At 41.0% G+C, this 20,363-nt stretch carries 17 protein-coding genes and 2 tRNA genes; 14 read left to right on the forward strand and 5 right to left on the reverse strand.

Translation table 11 applies throughout. The features are described from left to right. Positions 1-272 precede the first annotated feature (272 nt). From GX654_05890 to GX654_05905, 4 genes are all read right to left on the reverse strand, one after another. Positions 273-2,465 carry a PQQ-binding-like beta-propeller repeat protein gene (locus tag GX654_05890; protein ID NLD36386.1) on the reverse strand — a complete coding sequence of 731 codons (2,193 nt, stop codon included), beginning with the start codon at positions 2,463-2,465 and terminating at the stop codon, positions 273-275. 303 nt (positions 2,466-2,768) lie between these two features. Beyond that, complete coding sequence (locus tag GX654_05895) at positions 2,769-3,842, reverse strand: sel1 repeat family protein (GenBank protein NLD36387.1); 1,074 nt, start codon at positions 3,840-3,842, stop codon at positions 2,769-2,771. Positions 3,843-4,105: 263 nt separating this feature from the next. After that, positions 4,106-4,531, reverse strand: coding sequence for a divergent PAP2 family protein (locus tag GX654_05900; GenBank protein ID NLD36388.1), 426 nt, complete (start codon positions 4,529-4,531; stop codon positions 4,106-4,108). A 9-nt stretch (positions 4,532-4,540) separates the two neighbouring features. Next, positions 4,541-5,947 (reverse strand): radical SAM protein, encoded by a 1,407-nt coding sequence (locus GX654_05905; protein NLD36389.1) that lies wholly within the window; start codon positions 5,945-5,947, stop codon positions 4,541-4,543. Between the two features lie 183 nt (positions 5,948-6,130). On the opposite strand from GX654_05905, the gene GX654_05910 reads away from it, so the two are divergent. The 12 genes from GX654_05910 to GX654_05965 all read left to right on the forward strand — a co-directional run bounded on the left by GX654_05910 (position 6,131) and on the right by GX654_05965 (position 17,116). Beyond that, positions 6,131-7,609: a sigma-54-dependent Fis family transcriptional regulator gene (locus tag GX654_05910; protein NLD36390.1), complete on the forward strand. Its 1,479-nt coding sequence runs from the start codon at positions 6,131-6,133 to the stop codon at positions 7,607-7,609. Positions 7,610-7,805: 196 nt separating this feature from the next. Continuing rightward, a complete protein-coding gene (locus tag GX654_05915) occupies positions 7,806-9,272 on the forward strand; it encodes a sodium:solute symporter family protein (protein ID NLD36391.1) in 1,467 nt (488 codons plus the stop codon). Positions 9,273-9,644: 372 nt separating this feature from the next. Further along, on the forward strand, positions 9,645-10,538 hold the full coding sequence (gene zupT, locus GX654_05920) for a zinc transporter ZupT (protein NLD36392.1): 894 nt from the start codon (positions 9,645-9,647) through the stop codon (positions 10,536-10,538). Positions 10,539-11,231: 693 nt separating this feature from the next. Continuing rightward, positions 11,232-11,975 carry a hypothetical protein gene (locus GX654_05925; GenBank protein ID NLD36393.1) on the forward strand — a complete coding sequence of 248 codons (744 nt, stop codon included), beginning with the start codon at positions 11,232-11,234 and terminating at the stop codon, positions 11,973-11,975. 420 nt (positions 11,976-12,395) lie between these two features. After that, positions 12,396-12,635: a hypothetical protein gene (locus GX654_05930; protein NLD36394.1), complete on the forward strand. Its 240-nt coding sequence runs from the start codon at positions 12,396-12,398 to the stop codon at positions 12,633-12,635. 48 nt (positions 12,636-12,683) lie between these two features. Next, on the forward strand, positions 12,684-12,890 hold the full coding sequence (locus GX654_05935; protein NLD36395.1) for a helix-turn-helix domain-containing protein: 207 nt from the start codon (positions 12,684-12,686) through the stop codon (positions 12,888-12,890). Continuing rightward, positions 12,890-13,177: a hypothetical protein gene (locus tag GX654_05940; GenBank protein ID NLD36396.1), complete on the forward strand. Its 288-nt coding sequence runs from the start codon at positions 12,890-12,892 to the stop codon at positions 13,175-13,177. The genes GX654_05935 and GX654_05940 overlap by 1 nt, the downstream gene beginning before the upstream one ends. Before the next feature lie 204 nt (positions 13,178-13,381). Next, positions 13,382-13,804 (forward strand): hypothetical protein, encoded by a 423-nt coding sequence (locus GX654_05945; protein ID NLD36397.1) that lies wholly within the window; start codon positions 13,382-13,384, stop codon positions 13,802-13,804. Between the two features lie 56 nt (positions 13,805-13,860). Next, positions 13,861-14,574, forward strand: a complete 714-nt coding sequence (locus GX654_05950; protein NLD36398.1) for a hypothetical protein — start codon at positions 13,861-13,863, stop codon at positions 14,572-14,574. A gap of 81 nt (positions 14,575-14,655) precedes the next feature. Further along, complete coding sequence (locus GX654_05955) at positions 14,656-14,907, forward strand: hypothetical protein (protein ID NLD36399.1); 252 nt, start codon at positions 14,656-14,658, stop codon at positions 14,905-14,907. Positions 14,908-15,412: 505 nt separating this feature from the next. Further along, positions 15,413-15,757 (forward strand): hypothetical protein, encoded by a 345-nt coding sequence (locus GX654_05960; protein NLD36400.1) that lies wholly within the window; start codon positions 15,413-15,415, stop codon positions 15,755-15,757. 168 nt (positions 15,758-15,925) lie between these two features. Beyond that, positions 15,926-17,116: a tyrosine-type recombinase/integrase gene (locus GX654_05965; GenBank protein NLD36401.1), complete on the forward strand. Its 1,191-nt coding sequence runs from the start codon at positions 15,926-15,928 to the stop codon at positions 17,114-17,116. Positions 17,117-17,226: 110 nt separating this feature from the next. Here the strand turns inward: GX654_05965 and GX654_05970 are convergent. After that, positions 17,227-17,311: transfer RNA gene (locus tag GX654_05970), tRNA-Leu, on the reverse strand. A gap of 92 nt (positions 17,312-17,403) precedes the next feature. Between GX654_05970 and GX654_05975 the strand changes: the two genes are divergently transcribed. Both GX654_05975 and GX654_05980 read left to right on the forward strand, forming a co-directional pair. After that, positions 17,404-17,479, forward strand: a tRNA-Ala gene (locus GX654_05975). Between the two features lie 213 nt (positions 17,480-17,692). Next, on the forward strand, positions 17,693-20,362 hold the full coding sequence (locus GX654_05980; GenBank protein NLD36402.1) for a hypothetical protein: 2,670 nt from the start codon (positions 17,693-17,695) through the stop codon (positions 20,360-20,362). Position 20,363 lies beyond the last annotated feature (1 nt).

The raw sequence follows: 20,363 nt of genomic DNA on the forward strand, positions 1-20,363 counted from the left end.
ATTTATATAAATTACTACTACTGTTCACATGGTCTAAGGCTAGAGGTATGACTAAAATAACAATTAACACTAATTTGGCTTGACAAGTGGTCCCATAGAAGAGACAAGGCATGCCTTGTCTCTACATATTATCGATATTCTTATCAGGAACAGTTATTACATACAGGAATATTTTCTTTTCAACTCTATTCCAAAAGAATCATAAGCCAGGGCATGCCTTTTGGCTTTTGCCTTGCACGGCTCGTATGCTTTGCATCATGCATGAACATGGGTCAGGCTGAATTTGCCGGGCCGTATGACAGGGTATTAATCGCATAGAGTTTTCTATCCCCTGCCCCAAAGTATAATACCCCTTCGGAATCTATAACCGCAGAGGAAAAGTCATATTCATCTGAGAGATGGTAATTCCATTTTAAGCTACTGTCAGGGTTGATTGCATTGAAAATACCGCCTGTTCCCAGATATATTGTGCCGTCAGAACCAATGGCAGGCGAGGCATAAAGATTGCCTCCGGTAATTAAGGCCCATTTCTGTGTGCCGTCAGGGTTTATTGCGTAAAATTTACTTCCAACGCTTATATATATTGCGCTGTCAGGGCCAATGACTGGAGAGGATTCCACCCAGCCTCCTGCATTAAATGTCCATTTTTGTGTGCCATCGGGATTTAGTGCATAGAGATTTTGGTCTCTTGAACCCACGTATATTATACCGTCACTTCCGATAGCAGGGGATGCTGACAAATAATTGCCGGTATTAAAAATCCATTTCTGTGTGCCGTCAGGATTGACTGCATAAAGTTTTCCATCTGTTGAACCAACATATATGGTGCTGTCAGAACCTATGGCCGGGGAGGATTGAATGTATTCTCCTGTAGTGAACGCCCATTTCTTACTACCGTCAGGATTTACTGCATAAAGATTATGATCATTTGATCCCACATAGATGATGCCGTCAGCTCCTATGGCAGGAGAAGAACCCACATCATCATTGGTAATAAAAATCCATTTCTGACTGCCGTCAGGATTTATTGCATAGAGGTTATTATCCTTTGATCCCACATAGATAATGCCGTCACGACCTATAGCTGGAGAAGATTGAATATCGTCTCCAGCAGTAAAAGACCATTTTTGTGTGCCATCTGAGTTTATTGCATAGAGCCTGTTATCATTAGAACCTACATAAATGGTACCATCAGAACCGATGGCCGGTGAAGATTCTATCATATCTTCTGTTAAAAATACCCATTTCTGTGTGCCATCAGGGTTATATTCATAAGCACCCATATCCACTGTGGCTGTACGATCAATGTTGCCGTCAATAATGCGGTCATTTCCATCATAATCATTCGCGGGTATTGAAGATGCAGAATTGTCACCAGCATCGATACAGGGCGAGTCCTTTTGCAGGTGAAAATCCCCATCATCGATTTCAACAAAAAGGGGATCTGCATCGATATTGCCGGCGCCCGGGTACCCTCCCTTGATGTTCGAGTAGGTGACAACCATGGATGACGGGGTAATCTCTGGCAATGAATTTTCCCCCAGGATACAGTTGACCGCAGCAGGTGAAGATGAGTAATTGCTTATCCCTCCATCGCTTGCAGCATTGTTTGCCCATATGGTACAGTTTGTAACAACCGGGTTGCCCCCAAAATCATTCCGTATGCCTCCACCGCTGTTGCCAGCCAAGTTTTCAATTAATATGCAATTTGTAACAGACGGTGAGGAACCGTTATTGAATATTCCGCCACCGTGTGTGGATGCACTATTTCCGCCAAAAATACAGTTAATCAGCGAAGGCGCAGATCCGCTGTAATTAGCCATCCCTCCGCCATGTAAAGAAGAGGAGTTTCCTGAGAATATACAGTTGGTAACAACCGGCGAGGAGTTGCTGTTGTATATTCCGCCACCATTGCCGGTATTCTCTATAAAGGAGCAGTTGGTCAAAACAGGTGAGGAGTTTGTGTTGTTCATTCCTCCGCCATATGAATCAGAGGAGTTACCTGAGAAGGTGCAGTTGGTAATGACCGGCGATGAATTACTGTTGAAAATTCCACCACCATAGACTGCCGAGTTCATGGTAAAAACGCAGTTGGTCACATTCGGTGATGCTTCATTAATGAACATCCCGCCTCCAAATTCTTCCGATCCGTTAGTGATGGTAAATCCTTCAAGCCTTGCCGATGAATTAACACCATCGGCGATTACCACACTGCCTGAACCACCGCCGTTTATGGTGGTCACATCCGGCCCTGCACCATGAATGATCACGCCCGACTTCATGGTAATTTTCTCAGTGTATGTGCCTGCTGCTACTTCAACAGTATCTCCTTCACCGGCCGCATCAATGGCAGCCTGAATAGTTGAATATGCCTCGGATGGGACGTTAAGGGTGGCGGCAATACTTTTATTTCCGGTTATTGAAAAAAACATTAACATCATGATAAGCAGGTTTATCTTTTTCATCGTCAAATCCCTTTCTTTTTTGAAAGCATTTATCAATTAATAATACTTACAAACATGAAACTCTTTTAACCAGATATAGTATTAAATTTTTAAAGAACGATGCTCAGCCTGAGAGTGTGAGGAGGAATACAAGAAAAAGAAAAGGAAGAAATAGCTCAGAAGAGTAGGAAACTTATAGCATATCCCAGAAAAAATCCAATAGATATTTGCAGTTAAAAAAATGCCCTGCTTTGTTGCGGGGCATTGTATTATTAGTGATGATTTGAGACTTGATATTTCAGGTGGATTTCAGGCTTTGTAAAATCAATTGCTCTTTAAAGCAGCAAGCAGCTTATCTGTATCCCTGGGCGCTGATAACTGCTTTAATAATTTTGCAGCCATATCAAGGGCGGCCTTTTTTTCTTCCTTTGTTAAACCCTCTTTATCTGCTTCCTTCACAAGTGCCTCAGCCTCTTTGTGCCCGTTTTCCTTTGCAACCACAAGCCATACATACCCCAGATGCTTATCAACAGCAGTGCCTGTGCCCAGGTAATAGAGCACTGCAAGATCAAACTGTGCAACAGAGAGATTATTTTCTGCTGCCTTTTTCATCCACTCAAAACCCTCTTTTGTATCCCGGTTTACACCGTGCCCGCTGATGTATTTACGTGCAGTGTTATACTGGCTCCAGCCATCACCATGCTCAGCACTTGCCTTGAACAGGTCAAAGGCAATTTGATCATCCTGCTTTACCATCTTACCTTCGCTGTAGAGCTCAGCCATAAATCTCTGTGCAAGGGCATTTCCGGTTTTTGCGAATGCCTCAAGGCTCTGGAACATCCTTTTTGCGCCTTCTCTATTTTCCCCCGCATCAAGGATCTGCTTCTTTATAACACAGCATACATCGCGGCTCAGCGTATCACCCCTGTTACCTGATATAAGAAAATAGTGGAATGCCATGCTTGTATCATAGGGAAATTCTGCGGGTATAAGTATTCCTCCATACTCTATCTCTGTCTTTACCTCTTCAAAGATACTCCCGCCCTTTATATAGATGGTACCTAAAAGGAAAGAGGCATTAACGTTTCCACTCTTTGCGGACTTTTCAAGCAGCCGGATGCATTTTGTAAAATCCCTTTCCACCTCCTGCCCCTGACCAAACAGCATGCCCGCCTGAAACTGATCTTCAGCCGTGCCGTTCATTGCAGTGCGGAAGAGTTCATCATTACTGATGTTCAGGAGCTTGATTTCAGGACTGTACATATTAGTCATCAAGCTGTCAGTCTCATTTTTCAGTTTGAATTGAGATGAGTTTTTTACCTGGCCTGCGTGTGCCTGGCTGCATAGGAATATTATTGCCGCTGTAATAGTAAGTACAGTACGAAAACAAGCCCCCATTATTAAAAATCCCCCTTTTAAATCTTCCTAATCTCTGAAATTAGTTTTTTCTTCTTACCACAGGTTTGGAAAAGATGTATGCAAAAATTAAACCTGAAAATTAAAAAAAATTATAGTTAATAATATCAGTATGTTGTTAAGATGTGATGTCATGAAATAGGAAAAATATGAAATTATTTCCATAGTTATTGTGTAAACGATTACTTTACGAAGGAAAGGGATTACATATAATTATTATATTCTTTGGTTCAACGCTAAATTCATTACAATAAAAAGCGGATTGCCAGGCTTGAAGTAGCACCTATAATAACACCGGCAATTATCTCTGCTGGCCTGTGGCCGACAAGGTCTTTTAATACTGGGTCTCCCTGTATCTCTTCGGCAAAGTCAGGGAATCTTTTCTGGAAGGTATTATATATGGCATACATCCTGCCCCTGTCATAGATAACTATAAGGCTCATGACCGCTGCAAGCCCGAAGATTGTGCTCTCAATACCTGAGGTGTGTAATATTGTCACTGCTACCGATGTTATTACCGAGCTGTGAACGCTGGGCATTCCCCCTGCCCAGATGATCCTCCATATTACACGTGACCTGTCTTCTCCCCCATATTTTATGAATCCGGTTAATACCTTTATTGCCTGTGCCATAATCCATGCTGCAAGGGTTGCTAATAATATGGTGTTCATATTGTCTCCCTAGAAAAAATTGTATTGATCATTATCAGGATCAAAGTCCTTTTCATTAAGCCCGACATTAAACTTAAGATTATGAAAGGTATATTCCTCATACAGTTTATCTGACCAGTCATACACCGTTACCTTTTTTTCACCCGCCTTTTTCCTTAGTATCACCATGCCGCCAAACCTGACATACTCCTCTTTTCTGCATGCAGAGATAAGGGCTCCATTATGGTATGTCTTGTTAGGGCATCCATCGCACAGATCCTGTCTGCCGTCCTCAAGGATATCCTGTGGCTGTAGTATTAAAAGGCTCTGTACATATACCTTCTTGAACAGGTTTAAAGGATTCTTCAGACATCTGCTAATGTATGAAAGGAAGCTCTTCCTGATACCCCTGTCCATGATCCCAAGGGGAAACATCAACTTACCCATGCCGTACATAGAGGGTTTTAGAAATGAGAGATACCGTCCCTTTAGAAAATGGTAACCATTCTGCATGAGCTCCATTGCACATGGTCCCATGAATCCATAAACCTTATCCTTTGTGCCTACGACGTTTGAAAAGAGCCATTTTGGCGCATCAGGTACCTCTGTGCCACCCAGGAATGCATTGGCTGTGAAGTCGGGCATAACCCTTTTCACCTGCCTGATGAGGTCAGATGACGTAAGGTCTCTGTGTGTTTTGGTTGCATACTCCCTTGTGGAAAAGGCTGTCTCCTCATACTTTATCCTTTTGTTATTTACATAAAGATCCCACCCATTTTCTTTTCCGAGCACCCTCACAGGGATAATCGTGTTTGTGCAGACCTTATCTATATTTTTCACTGTCCATTCAACTATGTCAGGCAGTTCATTAAGGGTCTCAGGAAGTATAGTCGTGTTAAAACCGCAGATCATGCCTCCTGCCTTATAGATCATATCCGCATACGCCTGCCGCAGGTTGTTCAGCGCCTTTTCAGGTTTGCCTTTCCATCCTGGTCTGTCCTGCCCCCTGTCTACATGGATAACAAATCCAAAGAGGCCGCTCTCCTTTAAAGAGATGACTTTTTCCTCATTCAGTCTGTTTCCATTTGTCATGAGCACAGGTTTTACGCGATAGGATTTTACCATCTTAACAATAGCATCAAGGTCAGGATGAAGGAGTGGCTCTCCTCCGGTGATAAATACTGTATCTGTCTTTCTTAATCCAAGGGTAGCGATCAGCTCCTGTTCTATCTGAAACAGGGTCTTGTTGCTTTCCGGGTCACTCTTCTGGTAGCAGTAACTGCAATTGAGGTCGCACCTTCTTGTGATTTCAAGCCATGTAAATGCATTGTCAGACATAGACCAGGGCATACGAAACAGGTTATGGGTGTTTACTTTCTCTACCTGTCTAATGCCCCCCTTATTCCGTGCTGCCAGGTTAAATAATTTTTCTGCCATATGAGCATCTCCTTTGATTAAATATAGACCCGATAATCCATTCAGATGGCATAATGTGTGCCACAGAGGATGATAATGTTAAACACAATGAAAACAATATGATAAGAAATGTGCTTTGATTTTTATCGTCTCAAAAGAATATAGATGTTGACAATAATTGTATAACGCATATACCTAATATGCATGGCAAATTATAAAAAATTAACACAGGAAGAGAGGGCATTTTTCAGGCTTGTATCCCGCGCAGCGCTTTCAAACCCGTTCAGTGATGAAAGGACCGAACTGGATATCAGGATTGCAGAATGCCAGCCGGATGCCCCTTTAACAGAGCGCCTTCTTTGCGTCTTTTCAAAAATGAAAGAGGGCATAGCTAGACTTGAAAAAGAGGGCAGGGCAGACATTGGCCTCTATAGCGGTGATGACAGGGTCATGATGCAGAGCGCCTTTCTCTTTGAGATATTCTTTATTTTTACAAAAAATTTTGATGATCTTATTGCCAGACAGTTAAAGGCAGGTGAATCAGCCTGTGTAGTTCCATTTGGTAAAGATGCCATTTCATTATTCATCAAAAGGGGTTTTAACCCTGACGATGCATGCAGGTTCTTTGCAATTCTTTATCAACTGAAAAGGGCATATTACTTTGTTGACAAGGCCCTTATAGGCCAGAGCCCATGCATGAGGGATTTAAGAAGGCATCTGTGGAACAATGTTTTTACATACGATATCCGCCTTTATGAACGTTATCTCATGAACCGGATGGAAGACTTTTCTACCATGATCCTCGGCGATACTGGCACAGGCAAAGGTACAGCCGCCGCAGCAATAGGCAGGTCGGGCTTCATACCCTATAACCCTGATAAGAATGTTTTTACAGACAGCTTTATGAACAGTTTTATATCTATCAATCTATCCCTCTATCCTGAAACGCTTATAGAGTCTGAGCTTTTTGGTCACAAGAAGGGGGCATTCACAGGGGCAATTAATCAGCATGAGGGTATATTCAGCAGATGCAGGCCACACTGTTCAATATTGCTGGATGAGATAGGTGATGTGTCACTTCCTATCCAGCTTAAACTCCTGCAGATACTTCAGGAGCGTACATTCAGCCCGGTAGGTAGTCATGATATCTTAAGGTTTAATGGGAGGGTGATTGCTGCAACCAATAAATCCCTTAAGGATTTAAGGGGTAGTAGCCTGTTCAGGAGCGATTTTTATTACAGGCTCTGCTCTGACTGTATCGTTGTGCCTTCTCTTTCTGAACGTATCCAGGAGGATCCGGATGAATTAAGGCTGATCCTTGAAAATATTGTTAGCCGGCTTACAGGCGAGAAATCAGATGAGCTTGTTTCCCTTATACTGGAATCCCTTGAAAAGAGTCCTGGCAGGGGTTATTCATGGCCGGGTAATGTTCGCGAACTTGAACAGGCTACGCGCAGGATACTTCTCACAAGGGAATACAGGGGTGAAAAGGTTTCACCTTCGGGTGGCATAAAGGAGATGCTGAAAAATGGGATAGAAACCCAGAGCATAGATTCTCAGACACTGATAAGCGGGTATTGTGCACTCCTGTATGAAAGGTATGGAACCTATGAAGAGGTGGCCCGAAGGATGAATCTCGACCGCAGGACAGTAAGAAGATATATTGAGTTATATCAAGGTTGACAAAGAAAAGAGGTTGATATACAGAATAAAACACTTTTCGTCCGGTTTTCTAAAAATATGATAAAAAGATGGCAATAAAAGATCAAAAACCCGACTGTTATAGGTGTCAATCAGATTGTTCATCTTAATAGGTACAATCTGTTTAATCCAGTTCTTAATGAAACAGGTATCATATCTTTGCGAGGGAGGGAATTGAATGTCAACAGCGTTAATAATTGCAATCGGTTATTATGTTATCCTGAGTGTCGGCACCAGCATCTATCTCAAGAAAAAGGTAAAATCAGGCAGTGATTTTGTAACAGGAGGCGGGCATACACTTGCCTGGCCGCTGATTACAGCCGGTTTTGTCCTGGCTCCCCTTGGAAGCGGCCATACCCTTTCACTATGGGAGGCATCAGCAGGTTTCGGTGCATCTGTTTTATGGTGGGGAATCATAGGCGGCGGTCTGTTTGTGCCCCTGTTTCTGTTATGGTTTGGGCCCTGGTTCAGAAGGCTTCATGTCCAGACATTTCCTGAAGGGATGGGAAAGATATTTGGAGATGGTATAGGCTGGCTTATTTCAGCGGTATTTCCTGCACAGCTCATTGGTATCTGTATAGCTGAAATACTGGCCACTGCAACCGCATTTTATGCCCTCAGCGGCGAGGCCATTCCATTCAAACCTTACTGCGTACTTCTCGCGGTTGGCCTTACAATTCTTTATATTATAGTAGCAGGCCTCCAGCAGGTAGCATGGATGAATTTTGTTAATGCGATTATGCTTATAGCTGGTTCATTTGCTGCTGTGTTTGCAACCGGAAGGTGGCTTAACAACGGTCATGGAGGATGGCAATCGGTAGCTGATTTCTATACAAATGCAAATTTACCTTTTCATTTGGGTATTCTTAATTTTTCACCGGATGTTATGTATGCGCTCCTTATCCCGTGCCTGTTTCTTCTCGTGTTCATGTGCAGTGCATCTCAGGCACAGTACCAGCCTCTTTTACTTGCAAGGTCTGAATCGGATATCCGCAAAGGTGTTTTTTATGCATCCTTTATAAACAGTCTTGTGACATATCCATGGGTAATTCTGGCACTGGTTGGTATGTCCATTACGGGAATAGCCGCAGCAGGCGCCAAGCTTGCAGTACCGAAAATAGCATTGATGGCGCTTCCACAGTGGATGGTAGGCATATTGATGATTGCTCTTCTGGCTGCAACCCTTTCAACCAGTTCCCAGCTTATACTGGCTTCATCTCATATGATTGTTCATGACATTTTCAAGCGGGCGGTAAACCCAAAAATGAGTGACAGGACATTCCTGATACTTACAAGGGTCATGATTTTTGTATGCGCCTTTATCGTGATTATTCCGGCACTTAAGCTCCAACTTGTGCTTTCCATATTCTTCTGGACATTTTCTTTTGGAATACCTGTATTTGGGGTTTACCTGATAGGTATGGTATGGAAGGTCAACAGATTTGCAGCATGGGTGACCATGCTGGCTGGTTACGGTGCAAATTTTCTGTGGACATTTGCTCCGCCCACATGGCTGCCTGACTATATGAGCCTGAATGTATACCCAACCACATTTGCAACAGTTTTTTTTGGTGTTTTCCTGAATCTTATTTTGCCTGGAAAACCGGGTTATTTGCGGCAGCTTAAAATGGCAGAGCAGAAGTAGCGTAAAAATTTAACAAAATATATCTATAAAAGGAGAAAACAATATGGCATGGCCTTGGAAAATACTTTTAATACAATTTTTTATAACAATGGGAATGGCTGTGGTATTTTATATTATCTGGAGACTCGCTCACCCCGGAAAAAAGTGGTAGGTCTTTATTTTAAAGAGAGGAGGTTATTATGCCTTTATTAGATGCTGCTATAGCTTATTATCTGTGTAGTATCATGTTTATCCTTGGCCTGATTATTATTTTTGGGGCAATCAAACAGAAGTTTTGGAAAAATAAAAAATAGTTATCAATGATTAACAGATTTTAATTACTTAACGGGGCATGGAATCATAATCTATTGCCCTTTTTTATCTCTGCAACAGATGGATAATGTACTTATAGCAATAGGATTGACCCTGTTTGCGGGCATGGCGACCGGCATCGGGAGTGTGCTGGCCTTTTTTGCCAAAAAGGATAATCACCGCTTCCTATCTCTTGCCACAGGCTTTTCAGCTGGTGTAATGCTCTATGTCTCATTTGTGGAAATTTTTTTCAAGGGCCTTGAAACCCTTGTAGAGCAGTATGGCGAGAGGTTGGGTAACTGGATAAATGCAGCCTCCTTTTTTGGAGGGATACTCTTGATAGGTGTTATTGACAGGCTTATTCCTGCTGCAGAAAACCCTCATGAGATACATTCAGACAGTGAGAAGGCATTAATGAAGAACCCTCTGGCCCCACCACCCTTTACAGAGGATGGTTTGAAAAAGAGAGATCAGGGTACTCATGATCACAGCCCCGGCCATAACAGGCTGATGCGTATGGGCCTTTTTACCGCCCTTGCCATTGGTATCCACAATTTCCCTGAGGGGCTTGCCACATTCTTAGCCGCCCTTGATGACCCGTCGCTGGGCATTGCAATAGCTGTTGCCATTGCTCTTCACAATATCCCTGAAGGCATAAGCGTTTCTGTCCCCATTTTTTATGCCACTGGCAACAGAAAAAAGGCATTCCTGTTTTCATTATTAAGCGGTCTTGCAGAACCTGTGGGCGCAGTTACCGCCTATATCATCCTGAGGTTTATAATTGGCTGGCAGACATCAATTGTTCCTCAGGGTTTTATGGCAGTCATGTTCGGAGGCGTTGCAGGAATCATGGTATATATAAGCCTTGATGAGCTTATCCCCACCAGCAGGGCATATGGCAAAGGGCATGACAGCATAATCGGTCTTATAACCGGAATGGCCGTTATGGCCTTAAGCCTGCTTATGTTTAAATAACAGATGGTGCCGAAGGTCGGAATCGAACCGACACGGGCGTAAAGCCCACTGGATTTTGAGTCCAAATCTAAAGGGATTTTATTGTATTAAAATGAAATGTTAAGGACGGATAAAAATAAATATATTTAAATAGTTACCTGTTATTTAGGATTAAAATGTAATGCGGTTATATCTTTTGAAATAGTAGGTTATTTTAGCGGATCTGTTGACCATATGATGACCAAATATGATTTTAAAGTCGCTCTGGAAGTGAATTTTCAGGGCGATTTTTTTTATAAAATTTCAATTTTTAATTTTTAAATATGCAATTTTAAAGCTTAAAAACCTCCAAAAATTAGAAAAAAATTAATATTTTTTAAAAAAATCATAACTTATTGATAATACATGCAAAAAGACGTTTTGATTGCGTTTCATAGGACTATATATAGTCCTATGATAAATTTGTAACTAATTGTAATTATTATAAAAACTTGACACTTCATTTAATTGGACTTAACATTTTTATAAATTAATCCTGATTTTGGAATTTTAAATCGGTGAACCCAAAAGTTAAGGTTTTGAATTATGTGGCTGGTTTTGATTTTAACGTTTGCGCCTGCTGGGGCTTGAGGGTGTGGAATAGCTCTTCACCCCAGATGCCTCTTCCACTCTTCAGCTTTGGCGGGCGCAAAAAAATCCGGGGTGAAGATGCATTTGTTTTCTGAAAAGGAATATGGCGAGGACCTGAATGGTAACCGGTTTTTTAAGATTGACAAGAAAATGATCATCGAAAAGCGATGGGCTCTTATGCCTTTGAGTGTAAAAAAAATATTTCCAGGGCTTTATTACCATATGAACGTACAGGGGCAGTCATGGCCGAGTGAAGGAACGCTAGGATCTATGTGTGGTGTATCAGCAAAGACCGTTAGACAGGGGCTGAGCTGGATGATTGAGAATCATGGTTTGAAATTTATCTGGAAAATGACAGCCATGAACAGAAAACACAAGGTATTTACACTTCCCACAATAAATGAGAATGCGAAAACTTTTTACTTTCATAAGGTTTTACTATCTGGCGGCAACTGGCGTCAATTAAAGCCAGCTCCTGCGGCGTTATACATGGTCTTGCGAACCTTCAGCCGCTGGGATGAAGAGGAAGCAATTTATGACACCTCTGACCCTTCCGAGATAGCAGAAGCATATGGATCTCGCACATTCGAATTTTGTGATATTGACGCATCCTTCTTATGTTCGTATGCCGGTATTGCTCGTCAGAATTTCTGGCCTGCGATAGCTGATTTACGTAAAAAATTTTTGGTAGATGAAGAGGTATTTGATGGAAAGCTGAAAGTATTCCTGATCCCAGACAAAAGGTTTAAATTTGATTTTCTTAACGGACAGGTTCAGGAGAGCTTTGGTTATGAAGCAAATAAACTGGAAAAAAACTATGTGTCTTAATTTTACCGGTTCGGCTGTCTTAGAATTACCGTTTCGTGTCTTAATTTGGGCGCTGTTTGTCGTAATTTTACCGCGGTTTGTCTTAGAATTACCGACAATATAGGTATTTATACAGGTTTTTATATAGGTTTTATAGGTATAGATATAGGTGTCCGTTTTAAAAAACGGACTTTCATATAATAAAAAAGGTTTTAAAAATATCATGGGAAAAAAACAAACTTTCATAAAAATTTACAGTATTTTTAAACATGAAATACATATCCTTCAGGATACAATCCTTTTCCTCAAAAGATTAATCATAATGCTTTATATCCCTGTTATTGTTAAATATTATACGCTTTTGTTAAAGATATGTGTTTTGAGTCTGAAAATGTATACAGTATATGATGCCGGGCGCATACATGTGTAAGGAGATAATATATGCAAAAACAACAACTTATGGCAGAAATAGGGAGACTGGCAAATGATCTTAGCCGCAGATTACGATCTTCAAAGAGTTTCCCTGAAGCAAAAAATATCTTGGCTTTATCGCGGTTACTGAATGAGTACAATGAAATGGTATCAACTGGAGAAGGCCCTGAGGATAAAAAACATACTCAGGAATATATAAGGCAGCACGGGCAGGGTTATGAGGTCGCAATGGGCCTTAACAAAAAATAAGGTTAACTATTTATTATTAATAATATTTTTAAATGGAGGAAACATAAAATGATTGCAGAAAAAAAACAAGAAGGGGGAATACCGCAGCTTTTAAACATCAAGCAGGTTGCGACTATTTTAAATGTGAATCCGAAGTCCTTATATAATCAACATAGCGCGGGAACTTTGAGAATAAAGGCCAAACGGATAGGCAACAAACGAGGCTTGATCAGATTCGATTTAAGAGACGTTCAATCTTACATTGATAGCTTGTAATGGCTTGTAGACGCGCTGGATTTATAATCCAGTTGATAACATCAAGACCCTTTACTGGCAATGGTCTTAAAGGCCTTGGTCATCACATAGTCAACAAGTTTACACTGGGACATTTACCTGACAGATTGGCCGATGCGCCGACTTGCAGGGTGTTCCGGGGTTATGAAATACCCGGGGCATATCCGGATCGGGGGAGACCTGGAAACCTCGCCCTCTTGCAAGGATGCCCCGGGCTCCTTCTTTTCCTCCCTGTCAGGCCATACAGGAAGGAAAGGCAGACCATATAGCAGGGGGTTTATGGATGCTGAAGGAAGGCGGTAGCACAATGATATCAGAACATACCCCCCCCTCCCAAAATCATAGACACCCGGGGGGGTGTTTTGCGACTGCGGTAAGTGACCACAAATTTGTTAGGTTTTTTACGCATATAAGGAAAAAAATCCCAAGGGGAATCAAACATACAAACAATATTATTTATGGAGGGAAAAGAAATGAATTTTATGGATTGTCAGACAGAAAATGGTTTACGTGTTATTTGTGCGGGTTGGCCTGAGGGTGATGCAACTTCTTCAAGGCATATTGCATCAATAGGGATTGGAAATCATGAGGAAAGGATTGACCGGCTTTCAGAGGGTTCTATCAGCCTGGGCAAAAGGATAACGCGCTTAGAGGGCCAGGATAATGCTGCCCATGTTGAAATGGCGAATCAAGAGGCCTCTATGCCTTTTGATGAAAGGGCAGAGGATAAAATGGTTGACCAAATTCTCGCTCTTGGAAATTCAGATCCTTTGATCAAACGAAAGGCCATTGGTAAAATTGAGGCTGAAGGCATGACCCGCGAAGAGGCCCGGGAAGACCTCCTTGAGGACGCCCTTGTTGATCGTATCCTTAAAAGGGGAGGGAAACAATCATGAAGACAGTCGCTGAATTAACCAATGAAATCGATGAGATAAAGCAAAAGATCGATGCCTTGAAGGCTGAAAAGGCCGATAAAGAAAAGGAAATAGGCAGCTTGAGGGCCTCAAATATCAAGTTGATCATAAATACAGCTGACAGGGAAAGAAAACCTGCGTCGATTTCATCCGGGGTAAATCGTATAACAATATTACAAACAGAAAATGAGCAGCTCGAAGGAGCTCTTCAGATTCTTGACGGCCAGCTTGATACTTTACAGAATGAGTTTGCAGTTGCAAGCCTTAAACAAGAACTGCAAACAAATTATTATGAAAAGTTAGGCCCGTATTTAAAAAAAGCATATGAGATTTTATCAGGGTTACAGGCCCTTAATGATTATGGCAAAGTTGTTACTGAGTTGATTGAAGAACTTGGCAAAATGCGGAACCCTTTGCAGTCGGGGCTTTACCAAATTTTCATGAAATGTAAGAGTTATGAGGTGTTTCAGGCCCTGGAATTTCCTTGGGGTGAAGAGCTGAAAAAATTTCAACTCTGCACGGCGATAATGGCCCATGAAAAAGAGCTTGAAACTCTTCTGCAGGAAGTGAAAATTTTTTCCAATATTTTTTATGGAAGCGAGTTTTCCTTGATACCGACACTTTCTTCAACAATACCGAAAGAACCTATGGGACCTGTAAAAGTTAGTAATAAAGCAATATTGGGTTCTTTTTCAGGAGACAACGAAACGGAAGCAAATCGAATGCAGCAAAGGGCGGATCTTGGCCTTTAATATGAAATGAAACCCTGGATGCATGGACAGAACGCTTTCAGGGTTTCTGATAATTGATAGATAGATTTTGAGAGGTTATTCATGGGAAGTATAATAAAAAAAAATAATTATGGGTCTAATGGTGAATCGATTATCGAAGCGCCTTCTTTGTTACTTCCAATACAAATTGGTAGCGGTAAAGTTAAAATAAAGGTACAGGCAAATTATTTCTTTAAAGATGATAAGGGTATATACTTCTGGGCTCCGGCTCCAACTCTTGTGATTTTTGAACATGATTTACCAATACCTGAAAATGTAGCGAATATCAGTGTCTCTCTTACTGAGGTTTTTTAGGCAAAGGACATTTATCCCAATCCGGAGGATTAGTTTTACCAACTTCGCACTCATTTTTATTGGGACAATCAGTAATCCATTGAGGTGGTATTATTTGACCATTATGTTCGTACCAAATTGATGGAATAAAGAAGACTTTATTCAATACAGGACAAGGTCTTAGTATCGTTTCTTTAATTTCCTTAGTAGTCATGATAACTGTCCTTTCGCGTAAGTATATAGAGGTTATATTTACATTTAAGAAAAGATTATTGCCGAACATATCATATGTATCTGGAAAATTCTAACTGTCTTTTAAAAAATATTTTGGAATGAAACCTCCCCGCCGCAAGCGACGGGGTATCTAAAAAACATGGAACGCCTCAAGGGGCGGGGTATTAAACCCAAGCTTCACAATAAATAAATTTTCAAATATCCTTTGCTTAATATTACTTGACTAAAAGATAAAGTAAAAATAATATAATTGATAAATTAATCAAGAATAAATAGGAGGTTTTATCCAAGCATGACAAATAAATTAAAAATGATTGATTTGGAGCCCTTGGAAGTAAATGGAAAGGTACTTTTTAAAAGTAAAAGCGATACACTATCCTCTACACATTCAGTAATAAAGTCAGAATCAGATCAGAAAGATCCTTTGCTGGAAAAAACAGCTACCCAAAAACGGGCACCGGGTCGGCCTATAGGATCAGGGAAATCGAGACTTGATTCTGTTAAGGAAGAAATTTTTCACTTGCTGGACAATGGCAGCACCAAAGTTTTTATATCAAAAAAATATAATATAACTCCGCAGGCCTTTCATAATTGGCTGAATAAAGTGGGTAGAGGAAATAGAGAACAGGGTCTGTAATGAGTTATTTAAGGCTACAATCGATTTTAATGCAGAAGGGTATCCTTTGTATAACCTTTTCATTTTAACAATTGCCATAGTGGTGGCTTGTTACATTGAATATGTATTTACCTCACTGAAGAATGCTTTCTCAGTGAAATTATAAACTTAAAAAGAAAGGGGTAAAAAATGGCAATTTTGCAAGAATGTTTCGTATGTCATAAAAAGCAGGCAGTGAAAAACAAAGTGTGTCTCTGTGGGCAGGACCTTGATGCTGCAAAAAAATCTAAAAAAATTAAATACTGGATCAGTTATCGTATGCCTGATGGAAAACAAAAAAGGGAGTCAGTTTCCGCATATACTGATCTGGATGGATATTCGATCATGGATGCGCGAAAGGCATTATCAAAAAGGGAGGTCCAGAAATCCGAAAACCGAATCCTGGATGTAAAAAAAGAATCTAAATGGAACTTCAATCAGCTTGCAGAATGGTATTTGTCTCTTGATTCGATTAAAGGCCTTTCATCCGCCTGGAGGGTAAAACTTGCATTGGGGAAATTTAACTCTGTTTTCGGGGATACCTTAGTATCAAATATACAGCTTGAGGATTTAGAGAACTATCAAGCAATGAGAAAGGCTGAAGAGCTTGCACCGGCGACAATTGATCAAGAAATGGGCGCGGCTAAAGCCATGGTATATAAAGCCTGGAATAATGAAAAAGTATCTGGGGATATTTTACGAAAGTTTAAACTGGTAAAAAAACAGTTAAAGGCAGGCGCCAATGTTAAGGATGAAGTGTTGAGTGTTTCAGAAGCGTATGCGCTGATTGACAATTGCTCAGATTTTTTAAAGCCGATTACGATAACCGCATATCATACCGGTATGAGAAGATCTGAAGTTTTAGGCCTTAAACGAAGTCATTTGAACATGAGAGAAGGTCTTATCCAGCTTAAAGCAGAAGATACAAAAAATGGCCGACCAAGGACCATTCCAATGAATAAGGAGCTCTTGAACCTTTTCAGAAAAATGCCGGTTAACTTTCAGAGTGAATATCTTTTTTTATTCAAGGGGCAGCCTGTTTATGATGTCCGGGCAAGCTTCCAAGCGGCTGTCAAAAAGACAGGTCTTGCATATGGACGCAAAGGGGGGCTCACGTTTCATTCTATCCGACATACTGTCAATACTGACATGCGCCGCGCTGGAATACATCAGAGCGTTATACAGGCAATCATGGGGCATGAAGATCATAGCATGTTTGCCCGGTATAACACTGTTGATGTTGAGGATCTGAAAAGAGCAGCGGAACGCCTGGAAGAATACAGGCAGGAAAAAATAAATGTTGACCATTCTGTTGACCAAGCTGTTGAAAATGAAAAATAGTAAATCAGAAAAGACAGTATTGGCAAGGCTTTTAAAGGTTAACGGTGGTAAAAGTATTGTGGTGTAAGTGTTAGGGACGTTGGATTTTTCAAGGTGCTTGTTTTTAAAAGTGCCGAAGGTCGGACTTGAACCGACACGAGCGTAAAGCTCACTGGATTTTGAGTCCAGCGCGTCTACCAGTTTCACCACTCCGGCATGATTTTTTGTGGGATTATAATTGATATTCATGTCATGTCAATATCTTATTGACATGGTATCGATGTATTGTTAATATCGCACCCTCTTCCGGGGCTGTAGCTCAGTTGGGAGAGCGCTTGAATGGCATTCAAGAGGTCGTCGGTTCGATCCCGATCAGCTCCACCAAATCAAACCAATAAAAAGCACCCTTTTGGGTGCTTTTTCATTTTTATTCCCCAGGCTGGCTAATTCAGGAATTTTTTAACAAATTCAATAAATAATTAAGTTTTATATGCCTTGTGACGATCATACATTGGGAAGCCATGCATATTGGTAAGATTAATGCTGTACAGCTGACTATAACCGCAAATATATCGAAGTGGGCAAAGGAACAGCCGAATGTTGACAGGTGCAAAACAGGAGAATAGTTTGAATATCCCCCAGAAGCCAAAGACAGACTATTCAAAGGATGCCATCAAGAAGATGGCGGTGCTTTTTACCGATATAGTGGGGTCATCGGAATATTTTAAGAAAAACGGCGACATAGAAGGTAGAAAGATGCTTAAAATCCATCAGGATCTTGCATCCCCTGCTGTCAGTGACTTTGGCGGCAAGGTAGTCAAGATGCTTGGTGATTCTGTTATGGCCTATTTTCTTAATCCTGAAGATGCACTCAAGTCAGCCATAAAGATACAGCAGAAATTCCAGACATATAATAATGAAAAAAAGGAAAAGGGTGAGATACATATAAGGCTGTGTGTTCACTATGGTGACGGGATCATCGATGAGGGCGACATATTTGGTGATGTCGTAAACATGGCTGCCAAATTCCTGCCCCTTGCCTCAGGTGATGAAATACTGATTTCAAGGGAACTCCATTCCACAATAAAAAATATCCCTCTTGTAAGATTTGAAGGCTTTGAGGTGCCAAAGACCAATAGTGCAATAAAGGATCTGAAGCTCTTCAAGGTTATATGGGACAGCCATATAGCGCTTGACCCTACAAAGAAGACGATTCTGCATTTAAGGCCGATATTTAACCTGGGAAGCCGCCGTTTTGATAATCTCTGGAACAAGCTGATAGCAGAAAAGAGCAGGTTCTGGTCGGTTGTAACTATCGAAAAGGAGCAGATCAACAGTGATCGTTCAATAAGCCTTATTGTAAAAAAGACCTCCCTTGCATATGAGATTGCAAGACACATTACCGGCTATCTTCAGACAAATATGGGTGATGAGGCAAACATGTGCCTCCCCTTACAGATAATCCTGGACAGTGGCGCCTATATCATTGCAGGCAGAATATCCCTGAATAATCTCAAGACTAACCTTAACCAGCTTGAGCCAGGTGAAATATATACAACCGAGAATGCATTTAAGATGATGATCAATGAAGGTATTCATAATATAAGCTTGAACAGCGGAAAAGGGTCTAACGGCTCTTTCCTTGTTTTGTCCCAGGACAAAGAGAGCCACCAGGAAGGCACAACAATGTTCAGGTATCAGCAGGCCCTTGTAAATGGCGATTTTACCCCATGTTTTTATTGCGGGAGCCAGTCCCATGAAACAAAAGCCTGTCCCTCAAAAATGATTACAGAGTTGTCAGGATATATTGAGAAACTGGGGTATATGCCTCTGAACAGTATAAACAGCCTGTTTCTAAATTATCTCCAGGCCAACCCCGCCATATTAAACAATATTGAATCGATGAATAAAAATGATCCCATATATATGGCCCATAATGCCTTTTATGAACTCAAGGGCGTTTTCCAGCTGAGACTTTTAAGGACCATATGGAATACAAAGGAAGATAACTGGAACCGGATAAAGGTCAGCCAGGAAGATAATGACAGGGGAGGGCTGCTCTGGTTAGGGTTTGACTGCCTCAGGGTATCAAATCACACCCAGGTTGAATCCATTATTGAGAGTGAGATAAAGAAAAAAAGCACTGACTACAAGCTGTACTGTATTGCAGGGCTCATGTATATCGAAAACAATCAGTTGAAGAATGCCTCACTGATACTGAAAAAGGCGCTTGAGACGGCTGTAAGGATCCCTGAAAAGATATTTGTTCATTTTCTCATGTACAGGATATCCACCCTGTCAAGGGAATACAATAAGGCCAGGGAGTCATTAAGAAAGATACTGAAGCTTTCTCCTCACTGTACAGAGGCGACATATTTTGAGATCCTTTCAAAGTTCCATAGCGGCAACATTAATTCTGCTGTCGAACAATTGATAAAACTGATCAGGAAAAACAGGGATTATTATATCTATGCACTGATTGATCCTGAACTCGCAAATTACCAGAGAGAAATTGCCTCCAGTGTTGATTATCTTCTTATAGAAGCAAAGGAAAAGGCTGAAAAATTTTTGCCGATTGCAAAGGATGAGCTGACAGGACTTGAAAAAATCATTGGCAAAGAGGCTGAAGAAATAATAGAGGCAAATACTCATATCGCCAAGATAGCACAGCTTATGAGTACAAACAGCTTTTTCGGGTATCTTGATGTGATCCATTATGAAGAGGATATCCTTAACTTAGGCAACAGGATTGTTAAAGGCCGTGAGATCAAACTTTCAAAAATAGAGGAAGAAATTGACCAGTTGATGCAGAGGTGTAAAAAATATCTCGAATTACTTCCCTATGATTTTATGGTCAGACCTGTAGCAGGCAGGTTGAGAAGCATGGAGTACAATATTGAGATTGTGCATGAAAAAATGAAGCATCAGGCAGCAAGGGAATTTCATGATACGCTGGATAAGCTGAAAGGCTATTCCGTTGAACTGATAGCGCTGGAGAATAAACTAAGGAGAATGGATGCGTTTGCCCAGTTCCTGGGGTTTCTTGTTAAATTTTTTAAAAAGAATCTGGTATTCCAGTCCGCCAACCTAATTATATCACTCCTGCTTCTGCCCATAATGGTGCATTACCTTAACTTTATAATACCAGACCTTAATCTCTCAACAACCGGGATATGGCATTACCAGAAAGTGATCATTATCCTTGGAGGCATTACTGGCATAATCTTATCCAGTCTTACTTCCCAGAAAGGAAGTCATAAACATTAGT

This window comes from Desulfatiglans sp. (genome assembly GCA_012513605.1).
GTDB lineage: Bacteria > Desulfobacterota > DSM-4660 > Desulfatiglandales > HGW-15 > JAAZBV01.